This is a genomic window from Pseudomonas sp. CJQ_9 (assembly GCF_043106615.1).
Classification (GTDB): Bacteria; Pseudomonadota; Gammaproteobacteria; order Pseudomonadales; family Pseudomonadaceae; genus Aquipseudomonas; species Aquipseudomonas juntendi.
Map to the genome: position 1 here is coordinate 37,475 of NZ_JBICMS010000091.1, position 20,665 is coordinate 58,139.

General features: G+C 62.7%; 13 protein-coding genes, 1 other RNA gene and 2 pseudogenes. 9 read left to right on the top strand and 7 right to left on the bottom strand.

The window, feature by feature from the left end:
• Positions 1 to 144 precede the first annotated feature (144 nt).
• Positions 145 to 303, top strand: a pseudogene (locus ACF8SD_RS18600) (MerR family transcriptional regulator); the annotation flags it as partial.
• Between the two features lie 27 nt (positions 304 to 330).
• On the opposite strand, the gene ffs reads toward ACF8SD_RS18600, so the two are convergent.
• The 5 genes from ffs to ACF8SD_RS18625 all read right to left on the bottom strand — a co-directional run bounded on the left by ffs (position 331) and on the right by ACF8SD_RS18625 (position 8,497).
• Positions 331 to 427, bottom strand: an RNA gene (ffs, locus tag ACF8SD_RS18605) — signal recognition particle sRNA small type.
• Positions 428 to 680: 253 nt separating this feature from the next.
• Positions 681 to 3,011 (bottom strand): NAD-dependent DNA ligase LigA, encoded by a 2,331-nt coding sequence (gene ligA, locus ACF8SD_RS18610; protein WP_392484936.1) that lies wholly within the window; start codon positions 3,009 to 3,011, stop codon positions 681 to 683.
• A 235-nt stretch (positions 3,012 to 3,246) separates the two neighbouring features.
• Positions 3,247 to 4,140 (bottom strand): cell division protein ZipA, encoded by an 894-nt coding sequence (gene zipA / locus ACF8SD_RS18615; protein ID WP_173888153.1) that lies wholly within the window; start codon positions 4,138 to 4,140, stop codon positions 3,247 to 3,249.
• Between the two features lie 205 nt (positions 4,141 to 4,345).
• Positions 4,346 to 7,834, bottom strand: coding sequence for a chromosome segregation protein SMC (gene smc / locus ACF8SD_RS18620; protein WP_392484937.1), 3,489 nt, complete (start codon positions 7,832 to 7,834; stop codon positions 4,346 to 4,348).
• Positions 7,835 to 7,837: 3 nt separating this feature from the next.
• On the bottom strand, positions 7,838 to 8,497 hold the full coding sequence (locus ACF8SD_RS18625) for a GntR family transcriptional regulator (protein ID WP_173888149.1): 660 nt from the start codon (positions 8,495 to 8,497) through the stop codon (positions 7,838 to 7,840).
• A gap of 267 nt (positions 8,498 to 8,764) precedes the next feature.
• Here ACF8SD_RS18625 and xdhA point away from each other — a divergent pair, with 267 nt between their 5' ends.
• The 4 genes from xdhA (at position 8,765) to guaD (ending at position 14,934) form a co-directional block, all read left to right on the top strand.
• Positions 8,765 to 10,219 carry a xanthine dehydrogenase small subunit gene (xdhA, locus tag ACF8SD_RS18630; RefSeq protein WP_392484938.1) on the top strand — a complete coding sequence of 485 codons (1,455 nt, stop codon included), beginning with the start codon at positions 8,765 to 8,767 and terminating at the stop codon, positions 10,217 to 10,219.
• A complete protein-coding gene (gene xdhB / locus ACF8SD_RS18635; protein ID WP_392484939.1) occupies positions 10,212 to 12,611 on the top strand; it encodes a xanthine dehydrogenase molybdopterin binding subunit in 2,400 nt (799 codons plus the stop codon). The genes xdhA and xdhB overlap by 8 nt, the downstream gene beginning before the upstream one ends.
• Positions 12,612 to 12,773: 162 nt before the next feature.
• A complete protein-coding gene (xdhC, locus tag ACF8SD_RS18640) occupies positions 12,774 to 13,619 on the top strand; it encodes a xanthine dehydrogenase accessory protein XdhC (RefSeq protein WP_392484940.1) in 846 nt (281 codons plus the stop codon).
• A 10-nt stretch (positions 13,620 to 13,629) separates the two neighbouring features.
• Complete coding sequence (gene guaD, locus ACF8SD_RS18645) at positions 13,630 to 14,934, top strand: guanine deaminase (RefSeq protein ID WP_392484941.1); 1,305 nt, start codon at positions 13,630 to 13,632, stop codon at positions 14,932 to 14,934.
• A 102-nt stretch (positions 14,935 to 15,036) separates the two neighbouring features.
• On the opposite strand, the gene ACF8SD_RS18650 is transcribed toward guaD, so the two are convergent.
• Positions 15,037 to 15,792: a GntR family transcriptional regulator gene (locus ACF8SD_RS18650; RefSeq protein WP_054890194.1), complete on the bottom strand. Its 756-nt coding sequence runs from the start codon at positions 15,790 to 15,792 to the stop codon at positions 15,037 to 15,039.
• 283 nt (positions 15,793 to 16,075) lie between these two features.
• Between ACF8SD_RS18650 and ACF8SD_RS18655 the strand changes: the two genes are divergently transcribed.
• Both ACF8SD_RS18655 and ACF8SD_RS18660 read left to right on the top strand, forming a co-directional pair.
• Complete coding sequence (locus tag ACF8SD_RS18655; RefSeq protein WP_056801455.1) at positions 16,076 to 17,425, top strand: NCS2 family permease; 1,350 nt, start codon at positions 16,076 to 16,078, stop codon at positions 17,423 to 17,425.
• A 187-nt stretch (positions 17,426 to 17,612) separates the two neighbouring features.
• A pseudogene (locus ACF8SD_RS18660) lies at positions 17,613 to 17,852 on the top strand (RHS repeat-associated core domain-containing protein); the annotation flags it as partial.
• Between the two features lie 612 nt (positions 17,853 to 18,464).
• Here ACF8SD_RS18660 and uraH read toward each other — a convergent pair.
• Positions 18,465 to 18,818 (bottom strand): hydroxyisourate hydrolase, encoded by a 354-nt coding sequence (gene uraH, locus ACF8SD_RS18665; RefSeq protein ID WP_392484942.1) that lies wholly within the window; start codon positions 18,816 to 18,818, stop codon positions 18,465 to 18,467.
• Between the two features lie 399 nt (positions 18,819 to 19,217).
• Here uraH and puuE point away from each other — a divergent pair, with 399 nt between their 5' ends.
• On the top strand, positions 19,218 to 20,144 hold the full coding sequence (puuE, locus tag ACF8SD_RS18670; RefSeq protein ID WP_009683931.1) for an allantoinase PuuE: 927 nt from the start codon (positions 19,218 to 19,220) through the stop codon (positions 20,142 to 20,144).
• Positions 20,144 to 20,659: a 2-oxo-4-hydroxy-4-carboxy-5-ureidoimidazoline decarboxylase gene (gene uraD, locus ACF8SD_RS18675; protein ID WP_392484943.1), complete on the top strand. Its 516-nt coding sequence runs from the start codon at positions 20,144 to 20,146 to the stop codon at positions 20,657 to 20,659. The genes puuE and uraD overlap by 1 nt, the downstream gene beginning before the upstream one ends.
• Positions 20,660 to 20,665: the final 6 nt, after the last annotated feature.

The window sequence follows — 20,665 nt, forward strand, 5'->3', positions numbered from 1 at the left end:
GCCAGCACTCCCCCTGTGGTCGCTGGCTTGCCGGCGATCTACGGTGAAGCTGGTGCCTATACCGCGTCGCCTGTTTCGCGGGCACGCCCGCTCCCACAGGGTATTGCGACCGATTCGAGCTCGCGTGCTGCCTGTGACATGGGTAGGCGCCCAGAGGCGATGAGCAAAGGCTTGCGACATGCGGCGCAGTGCCCTGAGGAGGATCATCTGGCCTGCCCTAAATTCCAGCGACTGATGAAGCTGTCGGCGTTGGGGGCATTGGGCGAGAAGCAGGACAGAAAGAAGGCGTTCGCAGCAGATTGAGGTTTTCCGACCCCGGAATGGAGGCGGCCCCACCAGCCACACCCCGGCACTCGATGTTCCCGCTATGGCTGCTCCCTTCCGGGCCTGACCAGGTTAACGGGTAATCAATGCGGGGGGACCGATAGGGCCACCACAACATGCCTCGCTGAGCAGCGAGTGGCGCCATTGTACCGGTCCTGGGGGCAGATACAACCTCTAGGAGCAGAAAAAGTCATCATTTCTCAATGACTTGTCTGGGTTGGGGTGATGTTGCAGGCAAGACTGGCGCGAGCCCTGTGGGAGCGGGCGTGCCCGCGAAGCAAGCTACGCGATGGATGGCACCGGCTTTGCCGGTGTTCGCGGGCATGCCCGCTCCCACAAGGGGCGCGCGCAGGGACTTAAATAGCGATGCCCTGCTCGGCCAGGAACGCGACGAAGGCCTCCTCGTCCAGCACCTTCACGCCCAGCTCGCTGGCCTTGGCCAGCTTCGATCCAGCCCCCGGCCCTGCGACCACGCACTGGGTCTTGCCCGACACCGAACCGGCCACCTTGGCGCCAAGGCTTTCCAGCTTGTCCTTGGCCACATCGCGGCTCATGCGCTCCAGGGTACCGGTCAGTACCCAGGTCTGGCCGGCCAGCGGCAAACCTTCGGCGACTTTCTTCTCGCTGGTCCAGTGCATGCCGAACGCCAGCAACTGCGCCTCGATAGCCCGCGCCAGTTTCTGGTTGGCTTCATCCTTGAAGAATTCACGCACCGCATCCGCCTGCTTGGCCGCCAGTGCCTGGCGCAGGTCGATGCCGTCGGCAGCGATGATCTTGTCCAGGCTGCCGAGCTTGGCTACCAGCTTCTCGGCACCGGTTGGGCCTACCGAAGCGATGTCGAGCTTGGCGATCATGCCGGCCAAGCTGGTGCTGGCCGCGAATTCGGCGGCCAACTCGCCTTCGTCCTGCAGTTGCATGCCGCTATCGAGCAACTGCTGGATAACCTTCTGATTGTGCTCGTCTTCGAAGAAGTTGTGAATCTCGTAGGCGACCTCAAGGCCAATGTCCGGCAGATACGTCAGCACCTGCGGCAAGGCCTGCTGCACGCGCGCCAGGCTGCCCAACGAACGGGCCAGCACTTTGGCCGTCTCCTCACCCACATCCGGTATGCCCAGCGCATAGATGAAGCGCGCCAGGCTCGGCCGCTTGCTGGCTTCAATGGCATCCAGCAGTTTCTGGGTAGACACCTCGGCGAAGCCTTCCAGGCCGACCACCTGCTCGAACTGCAGCTTGTACAGGTCAGCCGGCGAGCCGATCAGGCCTTCGTCCACCAACTGCTCGACGCTTTTTTCGCCAAGCCCGTCGATGTCCATGGCGCGACGCGACACATAGTGAATGATCGCCTGCTTGAGCTGCGCACCACAGGCCAGGCGGCCGACACAGCGGTACACCGCCCCTTCGCTGGTGGTTTCCTTGCCCTTGCTGCGCTTGACCAGCTGGGTGCGCTCGACTTGCGAGCCACACACCGGGCACTCGCTTGGCACGGCAACCGGGCGGGCATCGTCCGGGCGACGCTCCAGCACCACCTGCATCACCTGCGGGATCACGTCGCCGGCCCGGCGGATGATCACCGTGTCGCCAATGCGCAGGCCCAGGCGGGCGATTTCGTCCATGTTGTGCAGGGTGGCGTTGGACACGGTCACGCCCGCCACCTTGACCGGTTTCAGGCGCGCCACCGGGGTGACCGCGCCGGTACGGCCGACCTGGAACTCGACGTCCAGCACCTCGGTCAGCTCTTCCATGGCCGGGAACTTGTGGGCGATTGCCCAGCGCGGTTCACGGGCGCGGAAGCCCAGTTCACGCTGGGCGGCCAGGCTGTTGACCTTGAATACCACACCATCGATTTCATACGGCAGGCTGTTACGTCGCTCGCCGATGTCGCGGTAGTAATCCAGGCACTCTTCGATCCCTGCCGCATGCTTGAGCTCGCGGCTGATCGGCAGGCCCCATGCCTTGAGCTGTTCAAGGATGCCGATATGGCTGTCGCCGATGCTGGCAGACAGCTGACCGACGCCGTAGCAGCAGAACTCCAGCGGGCGGCTGGCCGTGATTTTCGAATCGAGCTGGCGCAGGCTACCGGCAGCCGCGTTGCGGGGGTTGGCGAAGGTCTTGCCGCCGGCTTCGGCCTGGGCTGCATTGAGGCGGTCGAAGCCGGCCTTGCTCATGTAGACCTCGCCACGCACTTCCAGCACCGCGGGCCAGCCCTCGCCGTGCAACTTCAGCGGAATGTTGCGCACGGTGCGTACGTTGGCGCTGATATCTTCGCCAGTGGTGCCATCGCCGCGCGTGGCACCCTGCACCAGCTGGCCGTCGCGGTACAGCAGGCTAACGGCCAGGCCATCGAGCTTGGGTTCGCAGCTGTAGTCAACGGCGCCCGGCTGATCGAGGCCGTCCACCACACGGCGGCCGAACTCACGCAGGTCGGCTTCCTCGAAGGCGTTGCCCAGGCTGAGCATGGGCACTTCATGGCGCACCTGGCTGAAGGCCGACAGGGCTGCACCGCCGACGCGCTGGGTGGGCGAGTCGGGGGTAACCAGGTGCGGGTGTTCGGCTTCCAACGCCTTGAGCTCGTTGAACAGGCGGTCGTATTCGGCGTCGGGCACACTGGGCTCGTCGAGCACGTAATAGCGGTAGTTGTGCTGGTCGAGCTCGGCACGCAGTTCGTGGATACGGGTTTCGGCGGTCATGGGGTTTGTCTTCTCTTGCAAAGCAAAAGAGCAGCCTGGGGTGGTGCGCGGGGTTCCAGGTGTCTATTGCCTGTGCCGGCCTCTTCGCGGGTAAACCCGCTCCTACATGGGCATCACACGCCCAAGGGCGGTGGTGTACCTGTAGGAGCGGGTTTACCCGCGAAGAGGCCGGCACAGGCAACGACGGTACCCGAACCGACCCGCACGCCCTCAGGCTGCTCTTTCGTTGGATCTGTCAGCGCTTCTGGGTCAGCGCACGGCGCTCGAACTCGACGATGCGCTGGCGATAGTGCTCGATGGTCTGGGCAGTCAGCACGCTGCGCTGGTCGTCCTTGAGCTCACCGTTCAGTTCATGGGCCAGCTTGCGCGCGGCCGCCACCATCACGTCAAAGGCCTGCTTCGGATGACGTGGGCCAGGCAGGCCGAGGAAGAAGCTCACCGCACGGGTGCTGAAATGGTCGATGTCATCCAGGTCGAACACACCAGGCTTGACCGCATTGGCCATGGAGAACAGCACTTCGCCGTGGCCGGCCATGCTTTCATGGCGGTGGAAGATGTCCATTTCGCCGAAGCGCAGGCCGCTTTCAAGAATGTTCTGCAACAATGCCGGGCCCTTGAAGCCACCCTCGTCGCGGGAAATGACGCTGATCACCAGCACCTCTTCGGCCGGCGGCAGCTCCTTGACGCTGCTGCTGGCAGCGGGCGCAGGGTTGGCACGGGTGTTGTCGGCGGCGAAGTCGTCGTCGCTGTCGGTGAACAGGTCGGGCTCGCGCGGCTCGGCGCTCAGGCCCAGGTCGCCCTGCTGCACATCGGCCGCGGCTGTGGCGCGCTTGCCACGCTTGCTGGCCTTGGCCGGCTTTGGCTCGCGCTCGCGGTCACGTGCCGAGGCGCTGAGCGAAGGCAGGTCGCTTTCGTCCAGTTCCGGTTCTTTATGGGTATCCAGCACCCGCGGCGGGCCGAGCACTTCGGCACTGCCGCCCTCTTCGTCCGGCAGGTTGGAATAACTGCGGTCCAGACGGAATTTCAACTTGCCTTTGCCGCCGCGCATGCGGCGCCAGCCGTCGAAAAGAATACCGGCAATGACAATGATGCCGATGAGGATCAGCCACTCGCGCAGACCGATTTCCATGTAATCCCGTGCCTCTATAAAAATATGCTTGAAAACAAAGGGTTCAAAGCCCTTTAACACGTGGCGCCAACTCTATGTTCTGACAGGCGTTTTACCCACGCAATAAACGAGTGACATTAAGCTAGCACGACCAAAGACAACTTTACACCGTCTGTCGCACATGACGGGGGCATTTCCTTGGAGAAAGTGCCCGCATCGTCGCGCATCACGCATCGACCATGGCCATGGCGGCCTCCACATCAACTGCAACAAGACGTGAACAACCGGGTTCATGCATGGTTACCCCCATCAGTTGATCGGCCATCTCCATCGCAATCTTGTTATGGGTGATGTAGATGAACTGCACGCTCTCACTCATTTCCTTGACCAGGCGCGCGTAGCGCCCGACGTTGGCATCGTCCAGCGGCGCATCGACTTCGTCGAGCATGCAGAACGGTGCGGGGTTCAACTTGAAGATGGCAAACACCAGCGCCAATGCGGTCAGTGCCTTTTCGCCGCCGGACAGCAGATGGATGGTGCTGTTCTTCTTGCCCGGTGGTCGCGCCATGATCGTCACCCCTGTATCGAGTAGATCTTCGCCCGTCAGTTCCAGATAAGCGCTGCCACCACCGAAAACTTTTGGGAAAAGTGCCTGTAACCCGGCATTTATCTGATCAAAGGTATCCTTGAAGCGGTTGCGGGTTTCCTTGTCGATCTTGCGAATGACGTTTTCCAGGGTCTCCAGTGCCTCCACCAGGTCGGCGTCCTGGGCATCAAGGTAGCGCTTGCGCTCAGATTGTTGCTCGTACTCCTCAATGGCGGCGAGGTTGATCGCGCCCAGGCGTTGGATACGCGCCTCGAGTTGCTCCAGCGCCTGCTCGGTGCCCTGCTCGCTGGCATCGGACTCCAGGGTGGCAAGCACCCCTTGCAGGTCGTAACCGTCGGCCAGCAGCTGCTCATGCAAGGTCTTGCGCCGCACATCCAGGCCTTGGCACTCCAGCCGCAGCTGCTCCAGCTGGCCGCGCAACAGCAGCGCCTGCTGCTCGGCCTGCGTGCGGCGCTTCTCGGCCTCGCGCAATTCGCGGTCGGCTTCGTCCATGTGCAGGCGCGCCTGGCGCATTTCCTCGTCAACACTCATGCGCAGTTCCAGCAGCGCTTCGAGCTTCAGGCGCAACTCCTCCTGTGGCGCCTCGCCCTCCTCCAGGTTCAGGCTCAGTTGCTCCTGGCGCTCGGCCAGCCTTGCCGCCTGCTGTTCCAGGCGCTCCAGGGCCTGGCGGGTGGATTCATGCTGTGCCCGCAGCGAGCCCAGGCGCACGGCCAGCTGGTGGGCGTGGTCCTTGTGCTGGCGGGCCTCCTGGCGCACCCGATCGAGGCTTTCGCGCAGGGCGTCGCGGCGGGCCATCAATTGCTCGCGCTGTTCGGTGTCCTGGGCCATCAGCTCCACCGCCTCTTGCAGCAACAAGCGGGCTTCGCCCAGCTGTTCGTGCTCAAGGGCGCGCTGCTCCTCCAGTTCGGCCAGTTCTTCGTGCAAGCGCCGGCGGCGCAGCTCGACCTGTTCGGCGCGCGCACGGCTGGCCGAGAGGCTGGCTTTCAGTTCACCGTGCAGGCGGTTTTCTTCCTGGCTGCGGCGGCGCAGTTGCTCGCGCTGTTCTTCCAGGTCCCGCTGCTGCTCGCGCAGGGTTTGCAACTGTTGCTCAAGCTGTTCCAACGCCGCTTCCTGCCGCAGTTGTTCCTGGCCCAGGCGGTCGATTTCCTGGCCACGCGCCAGCACACCGCCTTCGGCCTCACCGCCACGGCGCACCCGCAGGAAGTGCCGGCCAACCCAGTAACCATCGCGGCTGACCAGGCTCTGGCCGTCGCCAAGCGATGTGCGCTGCGCCAGCGCCTGGGCCAAGTTTTCGACAGGCTTGACCTGGCTCAGCCAGGGGGCCAGATCAACACGGCCTTCGACCTTTTCCAGCAGGCTGCCGGGCAACGACGCGCTGGCTTCGCTGGCCTGCAGCAAGCGCAGCTCGCCTTGTTCCAAACCGGCAAAATCCAGGCCGTTGAAATCGTCCACCAGCACGGCCTGCAGGTCAGCGCCGAGCACGGCTTCTACGGCAAGCTCCCAGCCCGGTTCTACCCGCATGCCTTCGGCCAAGCGTGGCTGTTGCTCCAGGCCCTGGCCCTGCAGCCAGTCTGCGGCGCCCGCCCCCGGCTCCAGGGCTGCCTGCTGCAACGCTTCCAAGGATGCCAGGCGGCCGCCCAGGCGCTGCAGGTCGCCTTGCGCCTGCTGCTGGGCCTGGGTAGCCTGCTGCGACTGCCCGCGCGCGCATTCCAGACGCTCGACCACCTGTTCTTCGCAGAGCTGCAGTTCTTCCAGCAACATTTCGCTGCTGGCCAGTTGCTCGGCCAGATCCAGCAGGGTGGCGTCCTGCGGATCGCTCCCCAGTTGCTCGCGCTCTTCGCCCAGCTTGCGCTGGCGCTCAGCCTGGCGCTCCAGGCTGGTTTCCAGCTGCTGCAGGCGCGCCTGCTGCACTTCGGCCTGGCGGCGTGGCTCGGCGGAACGGCTGTTGAAGCTGTCCCACTGCTCTTGCCAGCCGTGCATGGCCAGCTCGGCCTCTTCCAGTGCCGCCGCAGCTTCTTCGGCGGCGGCCAGGGTCATTTCCTGCTCGGGTTCGAGCATGGCCAACTCTTCGCCCAGGGTCGCCAGCAACGTGCGGTCATGCCCCAGGTGCGACTCGGTTTCCAAGCGGGTGCGTTCGGCCTCCTTGAAGTCGTCCTGCAACTGGCGCAGGCGCTGCTGACCGTGCTGGATACTCTGCTCGACCCGGGCAATGTCACCGGCCACCGAATAGAAGCGGCCCTGCACCTGGTTGAACCGCTCGGACAACTCGTGATGACCGTCACGCAGGCGCTCGATACTGGCATCGGCGTTGCGCTGCTCGGCCACCAGTGCCTCGTGGGCCACGCCCTGGTCACCGATCACCGACTCGCGCTGGCGCACCCGCTCGTCCAGGTCGCGCCAGCGCAAGGCCGACAGGCGCGCTTTCAGCTGCCGTTCCTGCGCCTTGTACTCACGGTACTTTTCCGCGGCCTGGGCCTGGCGGTGCAGGCGCTCGAGCTGGCGTTCCAGTTCTTCACGCAGGTCGGTCAGGCGCGCCAGGTTTTCCTGGGTGCGGCGGATCCGGTTCTCGGTCTCGCGGCGGCGCTCCTTGTATTTGGAGATGCCGGCGGCTTCCTCGATGAAATTGCGCAACTCTTCGGGCTTGGCCTCGATCAGCTTGGAGATCATGCCCTGTTCGATGATCGAGTAGCTGCGCGGCCCCAGCCCGGTGCCGAGGAAAATGTCGGTGATGTCGCGCCGGCGGCACTTGGTGCCGTTCAGGTAGTAGCTGTTCTGCCCGTCGCGGGTGACCTTGCGGCGGATGGAAATTTCGGCGTACGCGGCATACTCGCCGACCAGGGTGGTTTCACTGTTGTCGAATACCAGCTCGATGCTGGCCTGGCTGACCGGTTTGCGGCCACTGGAGCCGTTGAAGATGACGTCGGTCATCGATTCGCCGCGCAGGTTTTTCGCCGAGCTCTCGCCCATCACCCAGCGCACCGCGTCGATGATGTTGGATTTGCCGCAGCCGTTGGGGCCGACCACGGCCGCCATGTTGCTGGGGAAATTGACCGTGGTCGGGTCGACGAACGACTTGAAGCCGGCCAGGCGAATGCATTTGAGGCGCATCGGTCAGCCTCGGGCCAGTGCCGCCAGCACCAGTTCGCAGCTGCGCTGGCAGTAAGCGGTAAGCACCTCGCGAATGTGCGGCAGGTCACGGGCGACCACTGCTTCGAGCAGGCGGGCGAACAGGTCGAGGTAATCGATCATGTTGGCCTGGCGTTGGTCCAGCGCCAGGTAATAGGCACGGCTCATGGCCGGCTGCAGGTTTTCCACGGTTTCCTGCAGGAATGGGTTATCGGCAAACGGATAGGCGGCGCGCATCACCGCGAAGCTGTCGCCGACGAAAGCCTTGATGTCCAGCCGGTCGTGGGCGCGCTGAAGCCGTTGCTGAATTTCCAGAAACGGGCGCAGGTCGGCTTCGGTGCGCCATTTTTGCGCAACCGCGTTGCCCAGCAGGATATAGAACTCGCCCATCAGCGCACACAGGCTGCGCACGTTGCGTTCGTCCAGCTCGGTGACGTGCGCACCGCGGCGCGGCAAAATCGCCACCAGGTGGCGGCGTTCGAGAATCAGCAGCGCTTCGCGCACCGAGCCACGGCTGACATTGAGTGCCTGCGTAACCTTTTGCTCCTGAATGCGCTCGCCGGGCGCCAGCTCGCCGCGGATGATGCGTTCGGCCAGGTAATCGGCAATCTGCTCGGAGAGGCTGTCCGGGGCCTTGAACGTCATGGTTTTCCTTCAAAATCATTGAACTGGGCACAAGGGGCGAAGTGTAGCGCACTTGACCATTGGTCGCGCAGAGGGAGCAGGCGCTTTATTTGACCCCGCAGACAACCGCGGGGCCGGCGCGATCTATGCTTGCAATAGGGCAATGAACAGGGTTGGGCGAGACCATGCGCAATTTCTTGACCTTTGGGTCAGAAAAATATTGACCTGCTGGACAGGTGTTGCTTAGAGTCCGCCCAACAACAATAAAACCATTGCGAGGCCATCCCCGTGATCCAGTTTCTCGTCAATCAGGAGCTGCGTAGTGAGCACGCCCTGGACCCTAACATGACGGTGCTGCAGTACCTGCGCGAGCACCTGGGCAAACCCGGCACCAAGGAAGGCTGCGCCAGCGGTGACTGCGGCGCCTGCACCGTGGTGGTCGGTGAACTGACCCAGGACGAACAGGGCAACGACAGCCTGCGCTACCGCAGCCTCAATTCGTGCCTGACCTTCGTCTCGTCGCTGCATGGCAAGCAACTGATCAGCGTCGAGGGCCTCAAGCACCAGGGCCAGCTGCACAGCGTGCAGCAGGCCATGGCCGACTGCCATGGTTCGCAATGCGGGTTCTGCACACCAGGCTTCGTGATGTCGCTGTTTGCCCTGCAAAAGAACAGCGACGGTGCCGACCTGCACCAGGCCCAGGAGGCCCTGGCCGGCAACCTGTGCCGCTGCACCGGCTACCGGCCGATCCTCGACGCCGCCGAGCAGAGCTGCCGTCAGCCTTGCCGCGACCAGTTCGATGCTCAGCAGGCGCATACCATCAGCCGCCTGAAGGCCATTGCCCCCACCCAGACCGGTGAACTGAACAGCGGCGACAAGCGCTGCCTGGTGCCACTGACCGTGGCGGATCTTGCCGAACTGTACAGCTCGCACCCAGAGGCGCGGCTGCTGGCCGGCGGTACCGACCTGGCTCTGGAAGTCACCCAGTTCCACAAGACCCTGCCGGTGATGATCTACGTGGGCCACGTCGCCGAACTCAAACGCATCGAAAAAACCGCCAGCCACCTGGAAATCGGCGCTGCAACCCCGCTTACCGACTGCTACGGCGCCCTGAACGACGAGTACCCCGACTTCGGCGCCCTGCTGCACCGCTTCGCCTCGCTACAGATCCGCAACCAGGGCACCCTCGGTGGCAACATTGGCAATGCCTCACCGATTGGCGACTCGCCACCCCTGCTGATCGCCCTGGATGCGCAGGTGGTGCTGCGCCAGGGTGAGCGTCAACGGGTGATGCCGCTGGAGGACTACTTCATCGACTACCGCATCACTGCCCGCCAGGACAGCGAGTTCATCGAGAAGATCATCGTGCCACGCGCCAGCCGCGACTGGGCGTTCCGTGCCTACAAGGTATCCAAGCGCCTGGACGACGACATCTCCGCCGTGTGCGGCGCTTTCAACCTGAGCATCGAGGACGGAGTGGTCAGCGGTGTGCGCATCGCCTTCGGCGGCATGGCAGCGATACCCAAGCGCGCGCGCGCCTGCGAAGCCGCGCTGCGCGGCAAACCCTGGAACGCGGCTGCCATCGAGCGTGCCTGCCAGGCCTTGGCCGAAGACTTCACCCCGCTCAGCGACTTCCGCGCCAGCAAGGAATACCGCCTGCTGACTGCGCAAAACCTGCTGCGCAAGTACTTCATCGAACAGCAATCGCCGCACATCGAAACCCGGGTGACCGCTTATGTCTAACCACCATGTAGCCAAGAGCCAGGCCGAGATGGCCGAACTGTTCAGCCAGCACCTGACCACCGGGGTTGGCCGCAGCGTCAAGCACGACAGCGCCGACAAACATGTTTCCGGCGAGGCGCTGTACATTGACGACCGCCTGGAATTCCCCAACCAGCTGCACGTCTATGCCCGCACCGCCGACCGTGCCCATGCGCGCATCCTGCGCATCGACACCACGCCGTGCTATGCTTTCGAGGGCGTGCGCATCGCCATCACCCACGAAGATATCCCTGGCCTGAAGGACATCGGCCCGGTGGTGGCGGGTGACCCGCTGCTGGCTATCGACAAGGTCGAGTTCTTCGGCCAGCCGGTGCTGGCCGTGGCTGCGGGTGACCTGGACACCGCACGCAAGGCGGCCATGGCCGCAATCGTCGAATACGAGGACCTGGAACCGGTGCTGGACGTGGTCGACGCGCTGCGCAAGCGGCACTTCGTGCTCGACAGCCACACCCACCAGCGCGGCGATTCCGCCAGCGCCCTGGCCAGCGCCCCGCACCGCCTCCAGGGCACCCTGCACATCGGTGGCCAGGAGCACTTCTACCTGGAAACGCAGATTTCCTCGGTGATGCCTACCGAAGATGGCGGCATGATCGTCTACTGCTCCACGCAGAACCCCACCGAAGTGCAGAAGCTGGTCGCCGAAGTACTCGACGTGCCGATGAACAAGGTGGTACTGGACATGCGCCGCATGGGCGGCGGCTTTGGCGGCAAGGAAACCCAGGCCGCCAGCCCGGCCTGCCTGTGCGCGGTGGTGGCGCGCCTGACCGGCCAGCCGACCAAGATGCGCCTGCCGCGGGTCGAAGACATGACCATGACCGGCAAGCGCCACCCGTTCTACGTCGAGTACGACGTGGGCTTCGATGAAGATGGGCGCCTGCATGGCATCAATCTGGACCTGGCCGGCAACTGTGGCTACTCGCCCGACCTGTCTGGCTCGATCGTCGACCGCGCCATGTTCCACTCCGACAATGCCTACTACCTGGGCGATGCCACCGTGCATGGTCACCGCTGCAAGACCAACACCGCCTCCAACACGGCGTACCGCGGCTTTGGCGGCCCGCAGGGCATGGTTGCCATCGAACAGGTGATGGACCACATTGCCCGCCACCTGGGCCGTGACCCCCTGGCGGTGCGCAAGGCCAACTACTACGGCAAGACAGAACGCAACGTCACCCATTACTACCAGACCGTCGAGCACAACATGCTCGAGGAGATGACCGCCGAGCTGGAGGCCAGCAGCGACTACGCCGAACGCCGCGAATCGATCCGCCGCTTCAACGCCAACAGCCCGGTGCTGAAGAAAGGCCTGGCCCTGACCCCGGTCAAATTCGGCATTTCGTTCACCGCCACCTTCCTCAACCAGGCCGGTGCGCTGATCCACATCTACACCGATGGCAGCATCCACCTGAACCACGGCGGCACCGAAATGGGCCAGGGCCTGAACACCAAAGTGGCGCAGGTGGTGGCACAGATCTTCCAGGTGGATTTCAGCCGTATCCAGATCACCGCCACCAATACCGACAAAGTGCCCAACACCTCGCCCACGGCAGCCTCGAGCGGTGCCGACCTGAACGGCAAGGCGGCCCAGAACGCGGCCGAGATCCTCAAGAAACGCCTGACCGAGTTTGCCGCACGGCACTACCAGGTGACCGAGGAAGACGTCGAGTTCCGCAACGGCCATGTGCGGGTGCGCGATCAGATCGTCAGTTTCGAGCAACTGGTGCAGCAGGCGTACTTTGCCCAGGTGTCGCTGTCCAGCACGGGTTTCTATCGTACGCCGAAGATTTATTACGACCGTAGCCAGGCCCGTGGCCGGCCGTTCTACTACTTTGCCTTCGGCGCTGCCTGTGTGGAGGTGGTCGTCGACACCCTGACGGGTGAATACAAGATGTTGCGTGCCGATATCCTGCACGATGTCGGTGACTCGCTGAACCCGGCCATCGACATTGGCCAGGTAGAGGGCGGTTTCATCCAGGGAATGGGCTGGCTGACCACCGAGGAACTGGTGTGGAACGCCAAGGGTAAGCTGATGACCAATGGCCCGGCCAGCTACAAGATTCCGGCAGTGGCCGACATGCCACTGGACCTGCGCGTGAAGCTGGTGGAAAACCGCAAGAACCCGGAAGACACCGTGTTCCACTCCAAAGCCGTGGGCGAGCCGCCGTTCATGCTCGGCATTGCCGCCTGGTGCGCGATCAAGGATGCCGTGGCGAGCCTTGCCGATTACCGCGTGCAGCCGAACATCGACGCGCCGGCAACGCCGGAGCGGGTGTTGTGGGGGTGTGAGCAGATGCGAAAGGCGGTGGCCCAGCAGCAACCGTCTGAACATGAATTGGAAACCGTCACCCACTGACAACGCAAGGCCCTGTAGGAGCGGCCTTGTGTCGCGAAAGGGTCGCGAAGCGGCCCCAAGATCTTGGCTACTGCACAGATTGTCGGGGCTGCGGTGCAGCCCTTTCGCGACACGAGGCCGCTCCTACAAGGGGGCCGTGTCGATCTTTAGAGAGGTTGCATCATGCACCAATGGATCAACGCCCTCGCCGACCACCAGGCCCGTGGCGAAGCCTGCGTACTGGTGACCATCATCGAGGAACGCGGCTCGACCCCGCGCAATGCCGGCTCGAAGATGGTGGTCAGCGCCAGCGGCCTGTTCGACACGATCGGGGGTGGCCACCTAGAATACAAGGCGCTGCACATCGCCCGGCAGATGCTTGAGGCACAACGCACCACGCCGCACCTGGAACGCTTCAGCCTCGGCGCCAGCCTGGGCCAGTGCTGCGGCGGCGTCACCGTTCTGCTGTTCGAACCCATGGCTGCAGTGCAGGCGCACATCGCCGTGTTCGGCGCGGGCCATGTCGGCCGCGCTCTGGTACCCTTGCTCGCTGCCCTGCCCTGCCGGGTGCGCTGGGTCGACTCGCGTGAACAGGAATTCCCCGAATTCGTCCCCAACGGGGTGACCAAGGTGGTCAGTGAAGAGCCGGTAGACGAAGTGGCACAGCTGCCGCCCGGTTGCTATTGCATCGTCATGACCCACAACCATCAGCTCGACCTGGAACTGACCGCCGCCATTCTCAAGCGCAACGACTTCACCTGGTTCGGCCTGATTGGCTCGAAGACCAAACGGGTCAAGTTCGAGCACCGCCTGCGCGAACGGGGCTACGACGACGCGCTGATGGCGCGCATGCGCTGCCCGATGGGCCTGGCCGAGGTCAAGGGCAAGCTGCCCATTGAGATCGCGGTGTCCATCGCCGGTGAAATCATCGCCACCTACAACGCCTGCTTTGGCCAGCACGACGCTGCCGCCAATGCCGGCCCCATTGCCCAGTTGCTGCCGCCCTCCCGGCGCAGCCAAGCCCTTTGACGAGTGAGTTATGACCGTTACCCGCAAAGCCTACCGTGCCGCCATCCTGCACAGCATCGCTGACCCGGCCGAGGTGGGCCTGGAGGCATCCCATGAATACTATGAAGACGGCCTGCTGGTCGTCGACGATGGCCGCATCAGCGCCGTTGGCCACGCCAGCGAGCTGCTGCCGACCCTGGCCGCCGATTTTCCGGTCGAGCACTACCAGGACGCACTGATCACCCCGGGTTTCATCGATACCCACATCCACTTCCCGCAAACCGGCATGATCGGTTCCTACGGCGAGCAGTTGCTGGACTGGCTGAACACCTACACCTTCCCGTGCGAACGGCAGTTTGCCGACAAGGCCCACGCCGACCAGGTGGCGAAGATCTTCCTCAAGGAACTGCTGCGCAACGGCACCACCACCGCATTGGTATTCGGCAGCGTTCACCCGGAATCGGTGAATGCCCTGTTCGAAGAGGCCGAGCGCCTGGACCTGCGGCTGATCGCCGGCAAGGTGATGATGGACCGCAACGCCCCGGACTACCTGACCGACACTGCCGAGTCCGGGTATACCGAAAGCAAGGCGCTGATCGAACGCTGGCACGGCAAAGGCCGCCTGCACTACGCCGTCACCCCGCGGTTCGCACCGACCAGCACGCCTGAACAGTTGACCCTGGCCGGGCAGTTGCTCAAGGAGCACCCGGGCGTGTACATGCACACGCACCTGTCGGAAAACCTCAAGGAAATCGACTGGGTCAAGTCGCTGTTCCCTGAGCAGAAGGGTTACCTGGATGTCTATGACCACTTCGAGCTGCTGGGCGAGCGCTCGGTATTCGCCCACGGCGTGCACCTGTGCGACGACGAATGCCAGCGCTTGGCCGAAACCGGCTCGGCCGTGGCCTTCTGCCCCACCTCCAACCTGTTCCTCGGCAGCGGCCTGTTCAACCTGCCGCAGGCCGAACGCTTCAAGGTCAATGTGGGCCTGGGCACCGACGTCGGCGCCGGGACCAGCTTCTCGCTGCTCAACACCCTGAACGAGGCGTACAAGGTGATGCAGCTGCAAGGCGCGCGCCTGCACCCGTTCAAGTCACTGTACCTGGCCACCCTCGGCGGCGCCCGTGCGCTGCGCCTGGACGACCGCATCGGCAGCCTGCGCCCCGGCAACGATGCCGACTTCGTGGTGCTGGACTACAAGGCCACGCCACTGCTGGACTACCGCATTCAGCAGTCCAACAGCATTGAAGAGACCCTGTTCGTGCTGACCACCCTGGGTGACGACCGCACCGTGCGTGAAACCTACGCTGCCGGGCGTTGCGTGCACCAGCGCTAGCCACCGCAGCCCTGGTAGGAGCGGCCTTGTGTCGCGATGGGCTGCAAAGCAGGTCCAGGGGTGAGCGCAAATGCACACCCCTGAGGCTAACCAGGCAAACGATCAGCCCTTGACGGAAACCTTGGGCTTTTTCAGCAAATGCGAGAACACCGCATGCAGGTCGTCCGAGGCGCTTTCCTCGTCCAGGTTCAGCTTGCTGTCGATGTGGTCCATGTGGTGCATCATCAGGCTCACCGCCTGCTGGGCATCGCGCGCCTCGATGGCGTCGATCAGCTGCATGTGTTCGTCATACGAGCAGTGCGAACGCGTGCCGCTTTCGTACTGGGCAATGATCAGCGAGGTCTGCGACACCAGGCTGCGCTGGAAGCTGACCAGCGGCGCATTGCCCGCTGCCTCGGCCAACTTGAGATGGAACTCGCCGGACAGGCGGATACCGGCACCACGGTCGCCGCGCGAGAAGCTGTCACGCTCTTCACGCACCATCTGCCGCAGCTCGTTCAGCTGCTCGGCGGTGGCATGCTGCACGGCCAGTTCGGTAATGGCCCGTTCGACCATGCGCCGCGAGAAGAATACCTGGCGCGCCTCTTCAACGGTCGGGCTGGCCACCACGGCACCGCGGTTGGGCCGCAGCAACACCACGCTCTCGTGAGCCAGCCGCGACAGGGCGCGGCGGATGATGGTGCGGCTGACGCCGAAGATTTCGCCCAGCGCTTCCTCGCTCAACTTGGTGCCCGGGGCCAGCCGCTGTTCAAGAATCGCCTCGAAAATATGCGCGTAGACGATGTCGTCCTGGGTACCGCTGCGGCCGGCCTTGCCGACCCGTGCAGGTTTCTTCAGAGGTTGCAGCTGTTCGTTCATGGGCTCTCGAGGCACGAAGAGAAAGTATGGCGCCATTGTACACAGGCTGAGGCGATTCCGCAGGGGGCGTTTTAGCTATATAGCCGTTGTACGACGCATTGCGCACACAAAACATAAAACATTATTTGCATTCTTTGTACACAAAAGCATAATCCATCGAGCAACTTCTTGACCCGTAAGTCAACAAAACGGTCGGACGTCTGCCTCACCTCGCGGGGTCACCAAGTGCATGGCGCAGGAACTGGCCCCCACAACAACAAGAAAGACTTGAGGAGTACACGCTGTGGAAAGCCGCAAATCCGAAGCCCCTACGCTGGATCTTGCCCCACCGCTCGAAACGAGTTGGCTGGAGCGGATTTTCAAACTCAAGCAACACGGCAGCACCGTCAAAACCGAAATGATCGCCGGGGTGACCACCTTCATCACCATGGCCTACATCATCTTCGTCAACCCCAACATCATGGCCGACGCCGGCATCGACCATGGCGCCGCCTTCGTCGCCACCTGCATTGCCGCGGCGCTGGGTTGCCTGCTGATGGGCCTGTACGCCAACTGGCCGGTGGGCCTGGCGCCGGGCATGGGGCTTAACGCCTTCTTCACCTACACCGTGGTCGGCACCATGGGCTACAACTGGGAAACCGCGCTGGGGGCCGTTTTCGTCTCGGGCGTGCTGTTCATGTTCCTGACCTTGTCGAAAGTGCGCGAATGGTTGCTCAACAGCATCCCGGTCAGCCTGCGCCATGCCATGGGGGCCGGCGTCGGATTGTTTCTCGGGCTGATCGGCCTGAAGACCGCCGGCATCATCGTCGACAGCCCCGCCACCCTGATCAAGCTGGGCTCGCTGCATGAGCCAGGGCCACTGCTGGCGGCGGTGTGCTTCCTGCTGATCGCCATCCTCAGCTACAAGCGCGTGTTCGGCGCGATCCTGATCAGCATCATCGGCGTCACCCTGGCCGGCTGGGGCCTGGGCCTGGTGAAATTTGGCGGGGTGATGTCGATGCCACCGAGCCTGGCACCGACCTGGATGGCGATGGACGTGGCGGGCGTGTTCAACGTCAGCATGATCAGCGTGGTGCTGGCGTTCCTGTTCGTGCACATGTTCGATACGGCCGGCACGCTGATGGGTGTGGCCCAGCGGGCGAATCTGGTAGCACCGGACGGGCGTATCGAGAACCTGTCGCGGGCGTTGAAGGCCGACAGTGCATCGAGTGTGTTCGGTGCCGTGGTGGGTGTACCGCCGGTGACCAGCTATGTGGAAAGTGCTGCCGGGGTTGCGGCAGGTGGCCGCACCGGCCTGACGGCGGTGGTGGTCGGTTTGCTGTTTGTGGCGGCGATGTTCTTTGCCCCACTGGCCGGGATGATCCCAGCTTACGCAACTGCAGGCGCGCTGATCTACGTGGCCATGCTGATGATGGGCAGCATGGCGCACATCCATTGGGACGAGGCTACCGACAGCATTCCGGCAATTGTCACGGTGATCATGATGCCGTTGACCTTCTCGGTTGCCGATGGCATCGCCCTGGGCTTCATCAGCTATGTGGCATTGAAGGCGGGTACCGGCAAGTACAAGGAAATCTCCGCCAGCCTGTGGGTACTGTGCGCGATCTTCATTGCCAAGTTCGTGTTCCTTTAACCTACATAGTTTCAAAAAGGGCGCCTCCGCGCCCTTCTTCATTATAGATACCCCTACTTTAGCGAGTGCTTCAGCCTGACACTTTTATCAGGTGCCGGGGGCGCAGGGAAATGATAAACATGGTGCACCATCAATGAGGGTAGGGCCGGAGATAGCTCCTATGCACATTGTGCCTGCTGCACGCAACTACACCCCTTGTGGTTACAGTGTACTCAGTGGCGATTTACTCGGCTATAACGGCCATTTTCAAGATCCCGTATCAGGTCTCTATCCGCTCGGCCAAGGCTATCGCCATTTCAGCCCTCAGCTCGGACGGTTCTACAGCCCAGACGACAGAAGTCCTTTTGGCAGAGGCGGATTGAATGCGTACGCCTACTGCCAAGGAGACCCTGTCAATCGAATTGATCGCGACGGACATTCATTTATTAATGCGGTTTTGGGTGCGTTCACCCTTAAGAAAAATAGAACACCCGGCAGCGCGCCACAGGTAAACCCACCACTCACGGCCCCCAGCCAACAGCCCCATACAACTGTGGTAAACCCTGAAAATGTCATTACTCCCCCAAGCAAAAGCAACGTGACCATCAGCTGGTCGGGCGTGCAATACAATCTGCATCCAGGTGACATCTGGGGCATGGCTAAAGAAATGAAATTCAGCGTTGGTTCTGGCGGATTGCAAGTTAACTTACCAATGAACGCAGTTCTGCCTGGCACGCCCAACTCTGGAATTACGCTGAATCGCAGCGGGCTAAATATTCATCTCGACCACCGGGACGCTATCAAATTGGCTTTTTCGGTAGCGCTCAACACGCCCGCAGCCGGCTCGATCCCTGTACCCTTTGACTTAAGAATCAATAATTTCCAAGTAGGTCTGCGTGCAACAAGCATCCGGTGTTCTTACAGCGACCTTTTCGGCATGACTGCAAAGGTCGCCAAGCGAAACAGGTAAAGCCGGGAAAAAAAGCGTACTACGGACGAAAAAAAGCCCGCCAGTGTGAGAGCGGGCCAAAGGACCTACGAAGATTCTTCTAGCGACCAACTAGCTTCCACGGTAGGTCGAATAGCTGTACGGCGAGATCAACAGCGGCACGTGGTAGTGCTCCTGCTGCGCGTCGATGCCAAAGCGCAGCACCACAACATCCAGGAACGCCTGGGCCGGCAGTTGCACACCGCGGGCGCGGTAGTAGTCGCCTGCGCTGAACTGCAGCTGGTAGACGCCAGTACGGTAGTCGTCGCCTTGCAACAGCGGCGCGTCAACGCGGCCATCGCTGTTGGTCAGGGCGGTGTTCACCAGCTCCAGTTGCTGGCCTTCGACACGGTACAGCTCGACCTTGATCGAGCTGCCCGGGCAGCCATGCGCGGCATCCAGTACGTGTGTGGTCAAACGTCCCATGCGTGTCGCCTCTTGTTCAATCTGTGGGCAAGAAATACTCGCCAGCGCACCCAAACAGGGCCTGCGGCAGGCGCGAATGACGCTATTAAGACATTCCACCGCAAAATTGTACACAATTTTTTCAACCCAGCCGTCATCCCCCACCGTACCTTGCCCAGAGACCACCCAGCGGTCGCGAATACAGGCGGGATAACGACGCCAACTTCATTATCTGACCAATCAGGCAGGTTTCTTGCACTGAATTTCCTGCTGGCAGTGAAGCGACAAAAGGGCAGAAATGCGGAAAAACAGGCTTACAAAAGATTTCATAAGTTGTATACAATCAGCTCATCCGGTGGTGCGACATCCCGACGCGGCCCGCCCACCCCCCCGCACCAACGCACAAGAAGGAAGACTGCAGTGAGCGCTGACTATCCTCGCGACCTGATCGGTTACGGCAACAACCCTCCTCACCCGCAATGGCCGGGCAACGCTCGCATCGCGCTGTCTTTCGTGCTCAATTACGAGGAAGGTGGCGAACGCAACATCCTGCACGGGGACAAGGAGTCCGAAGCGTTCCTCTCCGAAATGGTTGCTGCCCAGCCGCTGCAAGGCCAGCGCAACATGAGCATGGAGTCGCTGTATGAATACGGCAGCCGTGCCGGTGTATGGCGCCTGCTCAAGCTGTTCAAGGACAGCGGCGTCCCACTCACCATCTTTGCCGTGGCCATGGCCGCCCAGCGCCACCCCGACGTGATTCGCGCCATGGCCGAAGCTGGCCACGAGATCTGCAGCCACGGCTACCGCTGGATCGACTACCAGTACATGGATGAGGCACAGGAGCGCGAGCACATGCTCGAAGCCATCCGCATCCTCACCGAAATCACCGGTGAACGCCCAGTGGGCTGGTACACCGGCCGCACCGGCCCGAACACCCGCCGCCTGGTGATGGAGGAAGGTGGCTTCCTCTACGACAGCGACACCTACGACGACGACCTGCCCTACTGGGAGCCAAACAACCCGACCGGCAAGCCGCACCTGGTGATCCCCTACACCCTGGACACCAACGACATGCGCTTCACCCAAGTGCAGGGTTTCAACTGTGGCGAGCAGTTCTTCCAGTACCTGAAAGACGCGTTCGACGTGCTTTATGCCGAAGGCGCCGAAGCGCCGAAGATGCTCTCCATCGGCCTGCACTGCCGCCTGGTCGGCCGCCCGGCGCGCCTGGCTGCGCTCAAGCGCTTCATCGACTACGCCAAGAGCCACGAGCAGGTCTGGTTCGCCCGTCGCGTGGACATCGCCCGCCACTGGCACACCACCCACCCGTACAAGAAAGAGAACGCCTGATGACCGCCTTCAAGACCCTCAAGCCCTCCGCCCTGGACCGCGACGCCTTCGTCGAGGTATTCGCCGACATCTACGAGCACTCGCCGTGGGTCGCCGAAAAAGCCTACGACCTGGGCCAGTTGGGTGAACTGGACGAAGTCGAGGCGCTGCACCAGCGCATGAGCGACATCCTGCTCAGCGCCAGTCACATTGACCAGCTGGCACTGATCAATGCTCACCCGGACCTGGCCGGCAAGGCCGCCATTCAGGGCGAGCTCACCGCATCGAGCACCAACGAACAGGCCGGCGCCGGTATCCACCAGTGCACCGCCGAAGAGTTCGACCGTTTCACCGAGCTGAACGATGCCTACAAGGCCAAGTTCCAGTTCCCGTTCATCATGGCGGTAAAAGGCAGCAACCGGCACCAGATCCTCGCCGCGTTCGAAAAGCGCATCCACAACGACAGCGAGGCCGAATTCAAGGAAGCCTTAGCGCAGATCAACCTGATCGCCCTGTTCCGCCTGCTGCAGCTGTAAGCGGCA